This window comes from Candidatus Desulfofervidus auxilii, assembly GCA_030262725.1.
GTDB lineage: Bacteria > Desulfobacterota > Desulfofervidia > Desulfofervidales > Desulfofervidaceae > JAJSZS01.
Genome location: JAJSZS010000003.1, coordinates 141,540 through 154,866 on the forward strand (window position 1 = coordinate 141,540; position 13,327 = coordinate 154,866).

At 30.5% G+C, this 13,327-nt stretch carries 16 protein-coding genes and 1 pseudogene; 16 read left to right on the top strand and 1 reads right to left on the bottom strand.

The window, feature by feature from the left end:
* Positions 1-49: 49 nt before the first annotated feature.
* The 8 genes from LWW95_03160 (at position 50) to LWW95_03195 (ending at position 7,902) form a co-directional block, all read left to right on the top strand.
* A complete protein-coding gene (locus LWW95_03160) occupies positions 50-1,057 on the top strand; it encodes a tetratricopeptide repeat protein (protein MDL1956040.1) in 1,008 nt (335 codons plus the stop codon).
* Positions 1,041-5,990 carry a DUF6079 family protein gene (locus tag LWW95_03165; protein MDL1956041.1) on the top strand — a complete coding sequence of 1,650 codons (4,950 nt, stop codon included), beginning with the start codon at positions 1,041-1,043 and terminating at the stop codon, positions 5,988-5,990. Before LWW95_03160 ends, LWW95_03165 begins: the two co-directional genes overlap by 17 nt.
* 136 nt (positions 5,991-6,126) lie before the next feature.
* Positions 6,127-6,333, top strand: coding sequence for a hypothetical protein (locus LWW95_03170; protein MDL1956042.1), 207 nt, complete (start codon positions 6,127-6,129; stop codon positions 6,331-6,333).
* A complete protein-coding gene (locus LWW95_03175) occupies positions 6,315-6,500 on the top strand; it encodes a hypothetical protein (protein ID MDL1956043.1) in 186 nt (61 codons plus the stop codon). Before LWW95_03170 ends, LWW95_03175 begins: the two co-directional genes overlap by 19 nt.
* 307 nt (positions 6,501-6,807) lie before the next feature.
* Positions 6,808-7,302 (top strand): hypothetical protein, encoded by a 495-nt coding sequence (locus LWW95_03180; protein MDL1956044.1) that lies wholly within the window; start codon positions 6,808-6,810, stop codon positions 7,300-7,302.
* Positions 7,303-7,327: 25 nt separating this feature from the next.
* The gene (locus LWW95_03185; protein MDL1956045.1) at positions 7,328-7,543 is read left to right on the top strand and encodes a hypothetical protein; all 216 of its coding nucleotides are present in this window, start codon (positions 7,328-7,330) and stop codon (positions 7,541-7,543) included.
* Entirely contained in the window at positions 7,524-7,706 is a 183-nt protein-coding gene (locus tag LWW95_03190) for a hypothetical protein (protein MDL1956046.1), read from the top strand. The genes LWW95_03185 and LWW95_03190 overlap by 20 nt, the downstream gene beginning before the upstream one ends.
* Before the next feature lie 10 nt (positions 7,707-7,716).
* Positions 7,717-7,902: a hypothetical protein gene (locus LWW95_03195; protein MDL1956047.1), complete on the top strand. Its 186-nt coding sequence runs from the start codon at positions 7,717-7,719 to the stop codon at positions 7,900-7,902.
* A 138-nt stretch (positions 7,903-8,040) separates the two neighbouring features.
* On the opposite strand, the pseudogene LWW95_03200 reads toward LWW95_03195, so the two are convergent.
* Positions 8,041-8,327 (bottom strand): annotated as a pseudogene (locus LWW95_03200) (tyrosine-type recombinase/integrase).
* Positions 8,328-8,581: 254 nt separating this feature from the next.
* On the opposite strand from LWW95_03200, the gene LWW95_03205 reads away from it, so the two are divergent.
* From LWW95_03205 to LWW95_03240, 8 genes are all read left to right on the top strand, one after another.
* Positions 8,582-9,400: a hypothetical protein gene (locus LWW95_03205; protein MDL1956048.1), complete on the top strand. Its 819-nt coding sequence runs from the start codon at positions 8,582-8,584 to the stop codon at positions 9,398-9,400.
* A 242-nt stretch (positions 9,401-9,642) separates the two neighbouring features.
* A complete protein-coding gene (locus LWW95_03210; GenBank protein MDL1956049.1) occupies positions 9,643-10,362 on the top strand; it encodes a hypothetical protein in 720 nt (239 codons plus the stop codon).
* A gap of 155 nt (positions 10,363-10,517) precedes the next feature.
* Positions 10,518-10,676 (top strand): hypothetical protein, encoded by a 159-nt coding sequence (locus LWW95_03215; protein ID MDL1956050.1) that lies wholly within the window; start codon positions 10,518-10,520, stop codon positions 10,674-10,676.
* 82 nt (positions 10,677-10,758) lie between these two features.
* Positions 10,759-11,094 carry a hypothetical protein gene (locus LWW95_03220; GenBank protein MDL1956051.1) on the top strand — a complete coding sequence of 112 codons (336 nt, stop codon included), beginning with the start codon at positions 10,759-10,761 and terminating at the stop codon, positions 11,092-11,094.
* 266 nt (positions 11,095-11,360) lie between these two features.
* A complete protein-coding gene (locus LWW95_03225) occupies positions 11,361-11,666 on the top strand; it encodes an AbrB/MazE/SpoVT family DNA-binding domain-containing protein (protein ID MDL1956052.1) in 306 nt (101 codons plus the stop codon).
* A 105-nt stretch (positions 11,667-11,771) separates the two neighbouring features.
* Positions 11,772-12,161 (top strand): HEPN domain-containing protein, encoded by a 390-nt coding sequence (locus LWW95_03230; protein MDL1956053.1) that lies wholly within the window; start codon positions 11,772-11,774, stop codon positions 12,159-12,161.
* The gene (locus tag LWW95_03235; protein MDL1956054.1) at positions 12,137-12,484 is read left to right on the top strand and encodes a nucleotidyltransferase domain-containing protein; all 348 of its coding nucleotides are present in this window, start codon (positions 12,137-12,139) and stop codon (positions 12,482-12,484) included. The genes LWW95_03230 and LWW95_03235 overlap by 25 nt, the downstream gene beginning before the upstream one ends.
* Before the next feature lie 315 nt (positions 12,485-12,799).
* Positions 12,800-13,066 carry a hypothetical protein gene (locus tag LWW95_03240; protein MDL1956055.1) on the top strand — a complete coding sequence of 89 codons (267 nt, stop codon included), beginning with the start codon at positions 12,800-12,802 and terminating at the stop codon, positions 13,064-13,066.
* Positions 13,067-13,327: the final 261 nt, after the last annotated feature.

Consider the following 13,327-nt stretch of genomic DNA (forward strand, 5'->3'; position numbering starts at 1 on the left):
GCAATGCTTAATGATGGCAAAGCAATAATTTTGTGATAAAATCCAAAAAATGGTCAAACAGGAAAAGTTTGAAGCCTTAAAAAAACTGATTCAAAGTGGTAATTTGATAGAAGCAGAACAAGCCATATTAGAAGCAATGTTAAAAGAACCAGAAGAGCATCGCTATAAATTTCTTTTGGCGGAATTAGCTTTAAAGAGAAATACAATTGAAAAGGCAGAAAGACTTTGTAAGGAAGCATTAAGTAAATTGCCTACAGAAAGATATGGTCTTTTTTTAAAAGGAAAAATCCTTTTAGCAAAAGGAACAAAAAAAGCAGCTAAAGAGGCAATGGAGATATTTGAATATTTATTTAATCAATCAAAAACAAAATCTACCCTTTACTGGCTCCTTCAAGCCTATCTAAAGGCTAAAGAACCTAAAAAAGCTTGGGAAATTTTGCAAAGTGTCCCCTTTTCTCTTCAAGATACCCCTGCTTTACGTCTCCTTCAGGCAAAAATTCTTATTGCTTTAAAAAGATATAAAGAGGCATTAAAAGTTTATGAACTTTTATTAAAAGAATCACCTCAAGATATGAAATTAAAAAGAAAAATCCTTTTATTAAAAAAGCAGATAAAAGGAAAAGAAAAATGGCAGAAAGAAATGGAAATCATTGCCCGCTTACCATCAGCAGAAAAGGATATTATTTTGCTTTTGGCTCAAGCAGAAACAGCTAAAGAACAGGGAAAAATTAAAGAAGCTATATCTTTTTATGAAAAGGTATTAAAGATTGACCCAGAAAATAGGGAAGCAAATCTAAATTTGGGTTTTGTTTTAATAAAATCTGAAGATCCAAATTTGATAGATGCTGGAATTGAAAAATTAAAACAATTTTTTTTGGAAGAGCCTTATTTTCACCCAGTTAGAAGTGCCCTTTTTTCTGCCTGTGAGCGTTATGGAAAGATAGATTATTTATTGCGTATATTAGAAGATGCTTTAAATCTCCATCCTGAAAAAGTAAAAATTTTTGGTTGGATAAAAAGATATCAAAAAAAGATAAAAAATGCAGCGCATTGCTGATTTAATCAGTTTGCCAGAGATTAAAACTGTTATTCATTTAAATGATGCATTTTCTCCTTATGCAAGAAATTTTTTAAAAGAAATTGTATTTACAAAAGAAGTAAATCAAGCATTTAGGGCTATTTATCACAGTCTTTCTGAAGAAAAAGGAAAAGGTTTTTTTATTGAAGGTGGTTATGGCAGTGGAAAGTCACATTTCCTTGTAAGTCTTTATCTTTATCTTACTACCCAGAAAATCCCGCCTGTGCCTGGTTTACCTGAAATTAAGGGCTCTTGGCTAGTAGTACCTATTTCTCTTTTAGACTATAGTAATGAAATTCGCTTGCAAGAAATTGTTTTAGATGCTTTTAATCAAGTTTTAGAAAAAAAATTTAAAAAAGGTATCATCCCATCTCAATTCATAGAGCAGTTAAAAAAACTGCTTTCATCCTATAAATCAGAGCTTTCTCAGTTTACAAAAGAACTAGGTATATCAGAAGATGATTTTTTTGACTTAAAATATTGGCCGTACTTACGGCAATTTTTTGAAAAATTAAATCTCCCTTATCGTCCAGTTTTAGAAAGACACAGCATAATGGAAAAACTTCATCAGGTATTAAAAGAAGAAGGTTATAAAGGGGCAATATTGTTAATTGATGAGTTATCTGAATTTCTAAAATCAAAGCCTACAATCTCTGACTTTCAAGAAGATATTAGATTTTTGCAATTTTTGGGTGAAACAGCAACAAATATACCCCTTTGGATCATTGCTACATTGCAAGAGCAATTAGAAACCACAGGTGATGTTCCCCAAGATGCTTATGCCAAAATTAAAGACAGATACCCGATACGTTTTGTGTTTTCTGGCACTCACATAGAGGAGATTGTCAGTGAACGTTTGGTGAAAAAAAATCCACAAGCCAGAGCATACCTTGAAGAGCTTTTTTTAGAATTTAAAAAGACTTTTAATTATTTACCATTTAATGAGGAGCAATGGATAAGACTTTATCCAGTGCATCCCTTAACTATCCAATTATTAGATGAATTAAGAGGACTCTTTTCACAACATCGAGGTGCAATTGACTTTGTTTATAGCCGTTTAAAAGGAGATAAAAAAAGGAATATTCCTGCACTTTTAGATGCACCTCCTAAAACTTTGCTTTCTCCTACCCTTATCTTTGATCATTTTCTTGACCGCATCAGAGAAACCTTAGAAACAAATCCTTATTATGAAAAAGTGTATCGGTTTTATGAAAAAATTGTTCCTCGTCTTTTTGATGATATAGAAATGCAAAAAATAGCTATTTCTCTTATTAAATTATTAATCCTTTTAGCCATTTCACCTATAAAACACAAACCTACAATAAAAGATTTAACTTTGGCACTACTTTACCCCTTTACAGATTTAGATCCAACTCTTAATTTTAGATTTATTCACGACATATTGATTCGCCTTCAGCAAGAAGGGGCTTATTTACGTCATGAGACAGGCAATGAATGGATAGAAGATAGATTTTATTTAGATTTAGAAGAAGACACTCAATTTCTCATTCGTACACGTTTTCATCAGTTAAAACAAAGCATTTTACCAGGTGATGAACGCATTTATAACTTTGTTTTTGAAAATGCTGTTTCTTCTGTTATTCCTTTTAAGGAATTAAAAGAAATACAAGAAGTAAACATTATTTGGAAAAATACAAGGCGTAATGGAGTTATTTATTTTTTACCTGCTAAAGAACTTTCTCATTTTTTAAAAAATATAGATAACACAAAAGATTTTCATCTTTTTATTTTACGTCTTCCTGTTCCAGAAAACTTTATTTTGCCATCTTTACCTAAAGGAGTCGGGGTTTGGATACCAGAAAAAGCAGATGAAAAAGTGCTTAAAGCTGCTTTTATTTATGGACAACTAGTAGAGAGATATCAAGCTGAAACAACAAGAGAAAAAAAACTAAGAGAGGCTGCTAAAGCACACTATGAAGAAGCTATAAAGCAGGCTACACAAGAGATAGTTTGGGCATATAGGAAAGGTACACTTTATTTTTCAGAAAAAGAAAATACCCAAATATTACTTCTTGATGCAAGTCAATGGTTACGTTTATTGGAAGGCATTTCTGCCTTTATATTAGAAAAACGCTATCCATTGCATCATTTAATTGCACCTCATATGTTACCCCCTCCCCTTTTTCAACGTCAGCAATTGGTAGATGCCCTTATTATACCAGGAGAAATTATCCTAAAACGAGAAGATAAACCAATTAAGATATTAATTGAAGGGCTATTAAGACCTCTTGGCATTTTAAAAAAAATTCCAGGAGGCTATCGGGTAATAATTGAGAGCTCTCGTTCTCCTTTAGTAAAATTTCTTCTTTCTGCCTTTGAAGACAAAAACATCCACACAAAAGATGAGATTTTTAATTATTTGCGCTTTAGTGAATTTGGCTTATGTTTAGAACAATGTGAATTACTTTTATTAGCGTTTATCCATAGAGGTCTTTTAGCTCCATATCGACAAGGTAAATACTTAACACCAGCTAAAATAAATTTAACTACTTTAGACAAAATAGATAAACTGGAAATCACAAAAACCCTTTCTTCAGAAGATATAAATCTATTAGTCAATTTGCCTTTTTTGCCTGAAAGACTTAAAGGTATAGAACTCACAGTTACCCAACAAATTACACTTTGGGATGAGATAAAAAGATTTAAAGAAAATTTATTTCCTCTATTTCAAGGATTAAAAGACTTACTTACAAGACATCATCCAGCCCTTGTTTCTTCAGATTTGACTTTAGCAAAAGAAACTTTAGAACAGTTTGAAAATATCTTAAATAGCATTAAGGTTTCTCTTCCAGCTACAGAGGGGCTAAAACGATTAGCAAGCACTTTAAAAGAAATTACATTTATTGATATTCTTTATGCCCGTTTGCAAGCTATGCTTAAGTTTTATGAAAAAAGAGAAAGGATATTTTTTATTTATGATTATCTTCATCATCCAGATTTACAGATTCCATCAAATGAAACCAAATTAAATCAAATTTATGAGGAAACACGTTCTATATTTAAAAAAAATTTGCTTTTTAATCCCTCTTTGCTTGAAAGTTTAGAAGAAAAATTTAATAGATTTTACGAATACTATGTAAATATTTATGAAGAAAGCCATAATTTGGCATTTTCACAAGAGCGTTTTCATCCCTATCTTACTTTGCGTCAGGATGAAACATATAAACTGCTTAAAAACTGGGCAACGCTTCCAGTTTTGCCAGCCAGGGCATATCTTGAAGAAATAGAAGCTGAGCTAAATCAGGTATTAAAAAGATTTTGTCAATTGGATGTAAAAGAGCAACTGAAACAAAAACCTATTTGTAGTTGTAATTTTAAACTTGGTGAAGTCATTGAGCTTCCACCTGCCTCTGTATTTTTGTCAAAGATGCAACAAGGCATCAATGCCTGTTTTGAAGCATTAAAAACGCCTCCTTTAAAGTCTCGTCTTGAATCCTATATGGAAGGGCTTAAAGAAATTGGTAAAAAAGAACAAGCTAAACAAATTAAAGCACTTTTAAGTGGAAAAGGAGAAATAAAGGATTGGTTAAAGCTTACCTCTGAATTAAAAAAAGCATTATCAGAAGGGATAAAAATCGTAGAAAGAAATCTTGATGTCCTTATTGCCAGACTTAAAGGGCAAAGTCTACCAAAGGCAAAGCTTGAAGCCATATTTAAAGATTGGCTTGAAGGAAAAGAAGGAATTTTGCCAGATACTTATATCCGTGTTACTGCTTCTACTACAGGTGTACCACCTGCATTAGAGCTTGCCTTAAGAGAACGAGAACCTGATTTTTTGCCTTTAGCGCAAAAATGGAAAGAACGATTTTATGCACTTTTAGTCTATATTGCCTGGTGTCATTTACATCAATTACCCATTACAGTAGCAGCAGAGCTTTCAGGATTACCTGAAACAGAATGGATAGAAAAACAAACAAGCCTTTTAAAATTAGCCATAAAGCTTTTAGAAGAAGAGACATTTATACAATGGGCACAAGGATTAGAAGATGAAGATGCCCTTTGGCAACATTTAAGAATCTATCAACCAAAACTTTCTTTGGCTTTAGAGCGAGAAAGACTTTTTCCACATCTTAAAAGTCGCATACTTGCTCATTTACTTGAAAGTGGAGAAAAAATTTCTATTTCATCATTAGATGAAGAAACAAAAAATCTAGTTAAAGCCTATCAATTCTTAGAAAGTTTAATAAATGAACCTTTAAGTGAAATTCCCACTTCCTCTCAATGGGAAAAATTTTATCAAAAAAAGATTTTCTACATGGAGTGGCAATTAGGGATTGTTTTTGAAAGTAATTTACCGCAAGAATTGAAAAAGAAAATTTTGCAAAAAATTATAAATTTTAGAAAAAAACTAGATACACAGTTTAAAGCATTTTATGAAAGACAAAGTTTTAAAAATCCCTCTTTACCTTCGCAAGGAACAGGTCTTCTTTTAGATGGATTACGTTATGACATTTATCTTATATTAAAAGAAAAGCTTTTTCCTACTTTAGGCTACAAAGTAAAAGAAGAGAAATTTTACTGGGCAAAATCTCCAACAGATACATATACACAATTAACTTCCCTTAATTTGGATAATTTTTTAGAAAATATTTCACCTGGATTACATCTTCTTAAAAAAGGAAACTTAAAAATATTTAAAGTTGATTTAATTGATACCTACTTTCACCAAACACACCTTTTCCCACATCAAGTAGCAAATGAAATCGTCATACAATTAAAAAATATTTTAAAACCATTGCTTAAAGGAACAAAAAAAATTTATCTTTTTTCTGACCATGGCTTCCGTTTAAAACTCTCTGCCCTTTCAAAACACACTTACAAAGAGCCCCTTTATACTCATGGAAATATCTCTTTAGAAGAAGTCCTTGTCCCTTGGGCAGTGCTTGAATGAGATTTCTTGACAATGCATATTACCCCGTGATAAAAAGAAAAAATTGTAGAATAACCTTTCCGAACCAAACAAAAAGTGATAAAAAGGAATAAAATCCTGTTTCGCAGGATTTAAAACCAAAAAGGGGATTAAAAATATGAAAACAAAAAAAATATCTATTTCCATAGACATAATTATTGAGTTGCTGAAGCAATTAAATGAAGAAGCTAAAGAAGAAATTTTTGAAAAAGTATTTTTAGAAGAAGATACAAATCCTCTAACAGATGAAGAAAAACAAGCAATAAAGATTGCAGAAAAAGAATTAAAAAATAAAGAAACTATCTCATGGCCTTTTGGCGAATAGAGTTCTCTAAACAAGCCTATAAAAGCTATCAAAGGTTAAATAAAACTTATCAAAAGAAAATAGATAAAATTTTAAACCTTTTGATGACTAAAGAAAGAGTTGATATAAAATCAGTAGAAGGAGAAAGAGATATTTATAGATTACGAATTGGCAAGTATAGGTGCTGATTAAGGTTAATAAAAAAGAAAGAGTCATTTTAGTCGTAAAAATAGGACCTAGAGGTGACATTTACAAAAAATAAAAATCTATCAAATGATGGACAGCTATCAAGATAAGATCTTAGACATACTCATCAATGCTGAAAAATATCACGACAAATTTTATGAAGTTGAGAAGTTTCACGGCCCAAGCCTTTATTTTCATAGAAGAACACTTGAAATGATTAACTCACCTAATTTTGAATTATATTTAGAATTTATATATGCAACTTTAGCCTCATGGGGAATGCATAGAATGGGACAAGGCGGTTCCAAAATGCAAAGTTTTAATATTTTCAAAAGCAGCGTAATGCAAGTAAAAAAGCAAATTGAAAAGGCAAGAAAAATTGATTATCAAAATATGAAAGAGGTAGATTGGGAGATTCTTAAAAAGATTTTTTGTAACATTAAAGTTATGGCAAGTAAAACAAGGCTTGTTGGTAACTCAAAAGTTATGGCTCACCTGTGTCCTAATATAGTCCCTCCAATAGACCGTGAATATACATTAAGATATTTGAAAGGTAATACAAATGTTAAAAATGGAATAAATGTTGAATGGAGTCTAATGAGAGAAATTATAGAAAATTTCTTTATTCCTGTAGCAAAAAATTCTAATTTTAAAAATAAAGCAAGCAATTGGATAGATAACCAATCAAAATATCCGTGGGATACATCTATTTTTAAGGTTATAGATAATTTAATCATAGGAGCAGGTTTGATAGCCAAAGAGAAAAAAACAGAAGTTAATAGTCGTTTAAAAACATCTCGTTAGAAAAATTCTTGCTTTTGGGCCAGCTATGACAACAATAAGAAAAAAAGTAAAAAGAAGTAAAAAAAGTATGTCTGAAGTTATTAGAGAGAGTTTAAGAAAAGTCCTTTTCCCTAAAAGTGAGTTGCTTATAAAAAACATGGAGAAAATATTTGGCTTATGGAGTCATAGAAAAGATTTAGATCCAGACCAATATGTGAGAGAAATTAGAAAGGGAAATAGGCTTGATAGTTTTGGATACTGATATTCTTATATGGTTATTGCGAGCTAGAGAGGATATAAAAATTAAGTTCATAAAAGTTACCAAAGAAACAGAAGGTAATCTTTATATAACGCCTATTCGAATAGCAGAAATATATGCAGAGTTGAAACCAAAAGAGAAAGAGTTTGTAGAAAAAATTTATTGATAGCTTTTATTTGTTAGAAATCAATGCAGAAGTAGGAAAGTTAGCAGGAGAATTTATGAATAAATATAGGAAGTCGCATTCTGTAGAAATTGCCGATGCTTTTATTGCTGCTGCGGTTAAGATAAATAGTTGCAAGCTGTGGACATTAAATAAAAAGCACTATCCAATGCTCACCGAAGAAGAATTTTTTGGATAGAAAACTCTATTTTTTTCTGAATATGATTTCTGCTTCTGTTCTTTCAAGACTCACTTATAAAGAGTTCTTTTATACTTATGGAAATTTTCTTTAGAGGAAGTTCTTGTTTCTTGGATAGTGCTTGGGTGAGAGAGATACTTACTTATCAAGTGGGCTTCTTACTCCAAGCATATTTCTCTTTGCACATGGGTATAAATCATAGTTGTTTGAAGATACTTATGCCCAAGTAATTCTTGAACTAGTAAATGAGTAGCAAAACTGTGGCGAAGAGAGTGAAAGCTCGCGGGCTTGGTTATGCCGGCCATTTTAATCGCTTTATGAAAAGCTCGTTGTAAAGTTACAATATGAATGTGATGCCGACGAACTACATTTGTACGAGGATCAATAGAAAAAGATTTAGATGGAAAAAGCCAGAACCAGCCCCACTGTCAAAAACTTTTTTCCTTTATTTGCCCTGATTTTTTAAAATAAACATCAAATAGCTTAAGCATTGTATAACCAAAAATTTTTTTATAAATGCGCTTGATATTATTTTAAATTATCATATGTCAAGCAACTAATAACTAGTAAAATTAAATAATGTATATTTTAAACAATTCCCCAGAAACACAACATTTTTCTTGACAAGATATGCCATCCATGGTAGAGGGAAAATAATGCAGAGTAATAAAATAAAGTTATGAGGAAAGACCCAACTATACAAATAAAAGATATGGTTTCGGATGCTCTAAAAAGATTCATAAAATTAGTATGTCGTCCGAATATACCAATAGGTGATATTGAAGGAACTGATTTGTATTTTGTATATCATGATTTTATCTATTCTCTTAGTATCATTAGTATACTAGTAGTAACAATAAAAGGATTATTGCCAAATTATTTTGTCATTAATCCTGCTTCTTTAATTAATTGGCCTATTTTTCTTTTATTATTAGCATTAAATGCATTAATTCCAAGTCTTATTATATTCGCTCTATTGTCAGTACCACTTCACTATAAGACACAAAAAATTCATGTATCTATTTTTTATCATGCATTAAGAAGTTATTCTGTAGAAATTATTTTAGTGGCCATTTTATTTGTAATTGGCATTAATAGAGTATTTATCAATAGCAGTTTAGTGCAACCTATAAATACTTTTGACTTGATATTTGGATTAGTTATTTCTATTACCGTCTTATTTTTTCTTTTTTGGTTAATTGCCTATCCTATATCCAAATATCTCAAAAACTTTTTTAGTAAAAAGACTGCTTATTTATTAGGACTTAGCTCAACAATATTATGTCTACTTATAAATCCATCACTTTCTTTCAAATATTTTGATAACATATTAGACTATAAAGAATTTTGCTATCAGTATATTTCGTATAAATATCAAAAAGAAATAGCAAAAGGTATATATAATAAAGAATGTTTAATCGGAAAATGTATTGAATTGAAAAAAATTTTTCATCATAACAAATCGCTTCAGCAAACGGGCAATACTGTCCGCCGCTGAGTTTTGATGTTATGTCTAATATAGTTACCGTAAGCATATAACAAGGGTCAAAATCAGGTCTTGACAAGCTGTTGAAATATAACATTTCTATATGAGTTATGATGTAAAATGCTAGATTTTTAAAAATATTTTTTAAACAATTCCTCAAAAATACAACATTTTCTTGACAATGTATACTATCCATGATAGAGGAGGAACAATGTAGAATAATAAAATTCAGTTAGAAGCTTTATGAAAAAAGAATGATTTTTGACTTAAGTAAACAGCTTGCTAATTGTTGTGAAAAGAAATTAAATTTAAAAAACGCATGCTTAAGTGAAGAATACTATTATTTCCATTTACCTTTATGTGTTATTGATGCTATTTTTTCAATAGGTGTTCAATATTCCTCCACTAGAAATACAGTTATAAGATTTTGCAACTATTTTGGATTAAAACGTACAAGACCAAAGGGAAGTGGATATCCTCCTAAGAGCAAGCAATTGTCTATTCAAGATTTTATAAAGATTTATGAAAAAATTGGTATAACCAACATGGCAGAAAAAGTATATTGTAATCGTCAAAGGACTTCAACGAAAAATGGTATTTTAAAATCAGAGGCAGTTTTAAGATTTAGCAAAGTTCTTAATAAATACAAGGTTCAATACCTTCAAGATGTTTACAAAATCGTTGAAAATCGAAAGTTTGAACAGGAAATAAAGCAAATTCCTGGTCAAAGAAGTGGAATTTCATTGAGATATTTTTATATGCTTGCAGGTAAGGATAATTTTATTAAACCAGATAGGATGATAATTAGGTTTGTAGAATCTTGTCTTAGGCGCCCAGTCAACGTTGATGAGGTATCATTACTAATTAAAGATACATGTAAAATTTTACAGAAACGCTTTCCAAGTCTTACTCCAAGGTTGCTTGACCATGAAATTTGGAAATATCAAAGAAAAAGAAGAAATTTAAATCTATAAATCGTGGAAATGGATGAAGGTTTTGTCTTTTGTCAGCAAAAAGAAAATATAATAAACTCTAACAAATCACTCCAATGGACGGCGATTCCGCCGCCGCTGAGTTTAGGCGTTAGAAGGAAAATCTTAAAAAAATTAAAATTCGCAGGAGGTAAGTTATGAGTAAAATTTTTGGATTCTCTTTGCTTTTAATTTTATTACTATCTCAATCGGTTCTAGCAGATTCTTACCAAAAAAGCTATGGAGCTCAAAGTCCAAATATAATTGCAGGTGGAGATGTTAAAATTAAATATAATAATAAACAGAAATTACTTTAAAATTTGAAAAAAAGATTAATGCAAAAGTTTAAGTGTTAGGAGGAAAAATTTAAAAAAAATTAAAATTTACGGGAGGTAAACAATGAGTAATTTACAATCCTTTCAACAAGCTTTACAGAACGCTCAAACCTTTATTTTTCAACAAAACAATCCACCTTATTTTATATATTTTAATTTTACGAATAAATATTGTGCTATTCACTCTTCTAGTTCACCTAATTTACCTCAAAATCGGCCCGGTCAATGTACGAAGTTTGAATGTACTGATAATGGTTTTTGGTATGGACCTTTTAATACATATAGTGAAGCTCTAGCTTTTTGTATTATTATGAGTGATTTTCATCATATCGATTATGGAGAATATGTATCTGTTTCAAACGGCAGTGGAATAAATTACGTTCCTAAAAGACCAAGATAAAAAATGGTTAGAAAACTAAGACCTTCCTAACAAACTCTCCAGCAGATGGGTAATACTGTCCGCCGCTGGATGGGGCAAAATTGGGGTCAAAAATTGGGGTCAGGTCTTGAAATATAACATTTTTTAAATTGCCAATTTCTTTCTAAAAAATCATAATTTGCTTCTTAAAATAGATTTGGCTAAGCATTAAAAGGATCTATTTTAATACTTGATTTTCTGCCAGTTTGTCTTACTATTTTAGTAAGTTAAGATGAAGAGGTAAGTATATGAAAACAATATTAAGCCAAAAAGGGCAGGTAGTTATTCCAAAGGAGATCAGAGAAAAGCTAAAACTTGAAAAAGGCAGTGTATTTGAGATAGAACTTCAAGATAATTTGATAATTCTTAAACCTGTTGGGAAAACTCTGAAAGTTAGGCACTGGAAAGAATTAAGAGGACTTCTGAAGGGCAAGTATTCAACTCGACAGTTTCTTGAAGAAAGAAGGACAGAGAAAGAGAAAGGGGGTCATCAAAATTGGGGTCAGGTCTTGAAATATAACATTTACCTATGTCGTAAACGCGGTGGTTTTTAAGAAGTATTTTTTAAACAATTCCTCAGAAATACAACATTTCTTGACAATGCATACCATCCATGGTAGAGGGGAAATAATGCAGAATAATAAAATAAAGTTTAGAAAATGAAAAAAGAAGAACATATAAATTATTGGTTAAAAAGTGCTGAACATGATTTAGAAGTAGCGGAAACTCTTTTCCAAAATGAAAAATTTGATTGGTGCCTTTTTATTGCTCATTTAGTATTAGAAAAAACTTTAAAAGCCTACTTTGTAAAGCAATATAATAAGTTACCTCCTAAAATCCATAATTTAGTAAGATTGGCAGAAATATCTGGTCTTGAACTTACAGAAGAACAAAAATTATTTTTGGATGAAGTAAATGATTTCAATCTTGAAATTCGTTATCCTGACTATAAATTTGAATTTTATAAAAAATGCACCAAGGAATTTACTAAAAAATATTTTGAAAAAATTAAGGATTTTTACAAATGGTTACTATCCCAGATAAAATAAAAGAGATTATTTTCAAATGTATCAATGAATTAGAAAAAAATAATATTCCTATAGATGAAGTGATTTTATTTGGTAGTTATGCAAAAGGTAATTATACGGAATATAGTGATATAGATCTCCTAATAGTATCACCAATATTTGAAGGAGATAGGATAGAAGATAGAAAAAAAATTAGAAAATATATTTTAAAAATTAGTTCTTATTTAGAAATTATTCCGTGTTCACGAAAAGAATTTCAAGAGAAAAATCCATTTATTGAAGAAATAATAAAAAGTGGTTTAAAAATTACTTTTTCTAACAAATCTCTTCAGCGGACGGGCTAACCGCCGCCGCTGAGTTTGGGCGTTAGAAATGAAAAAATATAAATTTACCAAATATTTTGAAAATGAAGCTTTAAGGAAAAGACCCTATATCAAAAGGAATGGTATATAAAAGTAATAGAAAATCCCATAAAAGTTGAAAACTTTGACAATAGTAAAATTACCGTTTGAACAAAAGGGGATAAAAAATTTAATCCTAACAAATCCTTCCACCCAATCCACCATATGGCGGGCAGTAAACTTGGCGTTGGAAGAAAAATAAAAAAATCAGAAAAGTGGCATCTTGGAATTATAAAGTAATAAAACTATTAACCATGGATGAATCCTATTTTGGAATTAAAAGAAGAAAATGACAAAGAAGAATTAATAGAAATTAAAGAGGAACAACCGTTTAATTATGGACATTATTTTGAATTTTTAGATAGGACATTTATAGCAATGGAATATATCTATCAGTTTTTAGAATACCATCCTGTTTTACGAAAGGAAAAGAAATTAAGGAAGATATATCAAAAAGTAGAAAAGCTTGTGGCAGAATTATATCAAGAGGCTGGAAGATTAGAGTTTGAAAATGAAAAGAAATAAGGTTCGGTTAACGACTTCTTCTAGAGGACAGGCGTAACCGCCGGCCGCTGAGTTTAGGCATTAAATGATATTAAACTAAATTTAAGGAGTCAACTATAAGCAATGAGTTGGATTAAAGAGCATCCTTTTAGTAAGCAAGGCATAGATAACTCTAACAAGTTTATGAACTACAGCAAAGATGGCTTTTTTAAAGGGCAGACCCTGAGAAAGGCGTCTTTTAAAATAGTTTTTAAAAACACAGTTAAATCTAATTCCTTTATG

Excerpts from the sequence above, each read along its gene's own strand:
- LWW95_03205 (MDL1956048.1), top strand. The coding sequence starts at position 8,582 with ATGAGGAAAGACCCAACTATACAAATAAAAGATATGGTTTCGGATGCT.
- LWW95_03215 (MDL1956050.1), top strand. The coding sequence starts at position 10,518 with ATGAGTAAAATTTTTGGATTCTCTTTGCTTTTAATTTTATTACTATCT.
- LWW95_03165 (MDL1956041.1), top strand. The coding sequence starts at position 1,041 with ATGCAGCGCATTGCTGATTTAATCAGTTTGCCAGAGATTAAAACTGTT.
- LWW95_03185 (MDL1956045.1), top strand. The coding sequence starts at position 7,328 with ATGACAACAATAAGAAAAAAAGTAAAAAGAAGTAAAAAAAGTATGTCT.
- LWW95_03175 (MDL1956043.1), top strand. The coding sequence starts at position 6,315 with ATGGCCTTTTGGCGAATAGAGTTCTCTAAACAAGCCTATAAAAGCTAT.
- LWW95_03225 (MDL1956052.1), top strand. The coding sequence starts at position 11,361 with ATGAAAACAATATTAAGCCAAAAAGGGCAGGTAGTTATTCCAAAGGAG.
- LWW95_03180 (MDL1956044.1), top strand. The coding sequence starts at position 6,808 with ATGCAAAGTTTTAATATTTTCAAAAGCAGCGTAATGCAAGTAAAAAAG.
- LWW95_03160 (MDL1956040.1), top strand. The coding sequence starts at position 50 with ATGGTCAAACAGGAAAAGTTTGAAGCCTTAAAAAAACTGATTCAAAGT.
- LWW95_03235 (MDL1956054.1), top strand. The coding sequence starts at position 12,137 with ATGGTTACTATCCCAGATAAAATAAAAGAGATTATTTTCAAATGTATC.
- LWW95_03230 (MDL1956053.1), top strand. The coding sequence starts at position 11,772 with ATGAAAAAAGAAGAACATATAAATTATTGGTTAAAAAGTGCTGAACAT.
- LWW95_03210 (MDL1956049.1), top strand. The coding sequence starts at position 9,643 with ATGATTTTTGACTTAAGTAAACAGCTTGCTAATTGTTGTGAAAAGAAA.
- LWW95_03170 (MDL1956042.1), top strand. The coding sequence starts at position 6,127 with ATGAAAACAAAAAAAATATCTATTTCCATAGACATAATTATTGAGTTG.
- LWW95_03240 (MDL1956055.1), top strand. The coding sequence starts at position 12,800 with ATGAATCCTATTTTGGAATTAAAAGAAGAAAATGACAAAGAAGAATTA.
- LWW95_03220 (MDL1956051.1), top strand. The coding sequence starts at position 10,759 with ATGAGTAATTTACAATCCTTTCAACAAGCTTTACAGAACGCTCAAACC.